Origin of the sequence: Herbaspirillum sp. B65 (genome assembly GCF_000333555.1) — a bacterium.
Lineage (GTDB): Bacteria > Pseudomonadota > Gammaproteobacteria > Burkholderiales > Burkholderiaceae_D > Herbaspirillum > Herbaspirillum rubrisubalbicans.
Window position 1 is genome coordinate 1 of sequence record NZ_BADI01000348.1, and the last position, 1638, is coordinate 1638.

The 1638-nt window shown below is 62.6% G+C and carries 1 protein-coding gene and 1 pseudogene; both read right to left on the minus strand.

What is annotated here, in order from left to right; all coding sequences use genetic code 11:
* Positions 1-644, minus strand: a 644-nt coding sequence (locus tag I5W_RS08650; protein WP_044528919.1) for a biotin/lipoyl-containing protein, incomplete at its 3' end; no start/stop codon positions are given.
* Between the two features lie 164 nt (positions 645-808).
* A pseudogene (locus tag I5W_RS08655) lies at positions 809-1638 on the minus strand (transketolase-like TK C-terminal-containing protein); the annotation flags it as partial.

A 1638-nucleotide genomic window follows, 5' to 3' on the forward strand; every position in this document is an offset into this window, starting at 1 on the left:
AGAGCCGGGGCAGCAGCAGGAGCAGATACAGGCGCAGCAGCGGGAGCAGCGGCAGGCGCACCACCTGCGGCTTCGATGGTGGCGATGATGCTGCCCTTGGACACCTTGTCACCCAGCTTGACCTTCAGTTCCTTGATCACGCCGGCGTGGCTGGAGGGGATCTCCATGCTGGCCTTGTCGGATTCCACGGTCAACAGCGATTGCTCGGCCTTGACGGTGTCACCCACCTTGACCATCACTTCGATGACTTCCACTTCCTTGAAGTCGCCGATATCCGGGACTTCGATCTCGACGCTACCGCCGGCAGCGGCGGCCGGTGCAGCAACAGGGGCCGGGGCCGAAGCCTGAGCAGCCGCGGGCGCAGCGGCGGCCGCTTGCGGTGCGGCCGCAGGCGCAGCAGCAGCGCCCTCGCCTTCGACGATCACCAGCAGCGAACCTTCGGCGACCTTGTCACCGACCTTGACCTTGATTTCCTTGACCACGCCGGCTTGGCTGGACGGAATTTCCATGCTGGCCTTGTCGGATTCGACCGTGATCAGCGACTGGTCGACCTTGATCGTATCGCCGACCTTGACCATCACCTCAATGACTTCGACTTCCTTGAAATCGCCGATGTCCGGGACTTTTACTTCGACTTGACTCATCTGATGCGCTCCGTTGTTCTGTTCCCAGGCGCTGTGCCGGGAGAAGTATTCGCTTGGAGAAGGTGCTGCCGGGGCAGCGGATCTTCCCGTTGGGGTGGCAGTTCCAGACACGACACATCCCCGCGATCAGCAGGCTGAGGCGGGGATGGTCGGTCAGGTAGCTCTTACAGGGTCACCGGGTTGGGCTTGTTGGGATCGATGCCGTACTTGGTGATGGCTTGCGCCACCACTTCCGGCTTGATCTTGCCTTCATCGGCCAGCGACTTCAGGGCGGCCACGGTCACGAAGTAACGGTTCACTTCGAAGAACTCACGCAGCTTGGCGCGGGTATCCGAACGGCCGAAACCGTCGGTGCCCAGCACCTTGTAGGAACGGCCCTTGGGCACGAAGGCACGGACCTGCTCGGCGTAGGTGCGCATGTAGTCGGTGGAAACCACGATGGGGCCTTCGCTGCCTTCCAGCGATTGCTCGAAGTAGCTCTTCTTGGGCGCTTCGGCCGGGTGCAGCATGTTCCAGCGTTCCACGTCCTGGCCATCGCGGGCCAGCAGGGTGAAGGACGGTGCGGACCAGACGTCGGCGTCGACCTTCCAGTCATCACGCAGCAGGTCGGCCGCAGCGATGACTTCACGCAGGATGGTGCCCGAACCCAGCAGTTGCACGCGCAGCTGGTTTTGCTTGCCGCCTTCGTTCAACAGATACAGGCCCTTGACGATGCCCTCTTCCTGGCCCGGCTTGATGCCCGGATGGCCGTAGTTCTCGTTCATCACGGTGATGTAGTAGAACACGTCTTCCTGGTTGGCCACCATGCGGCGCAGGCCGTCATGGATGATCACGGCCACTTCGTGGGCGAAGGTCGGATCGTAGGGAACGCAGTTGGGGATGGCCGAGGCGAACACATGGCTGTGACCGTCTTCGTGCTGCAGGCCTTTTCACGTTCAGGTGGTACGACCGGGCGTGCCGCCGATCANGAAGCCGCGGGCGCGCATGTCACCGG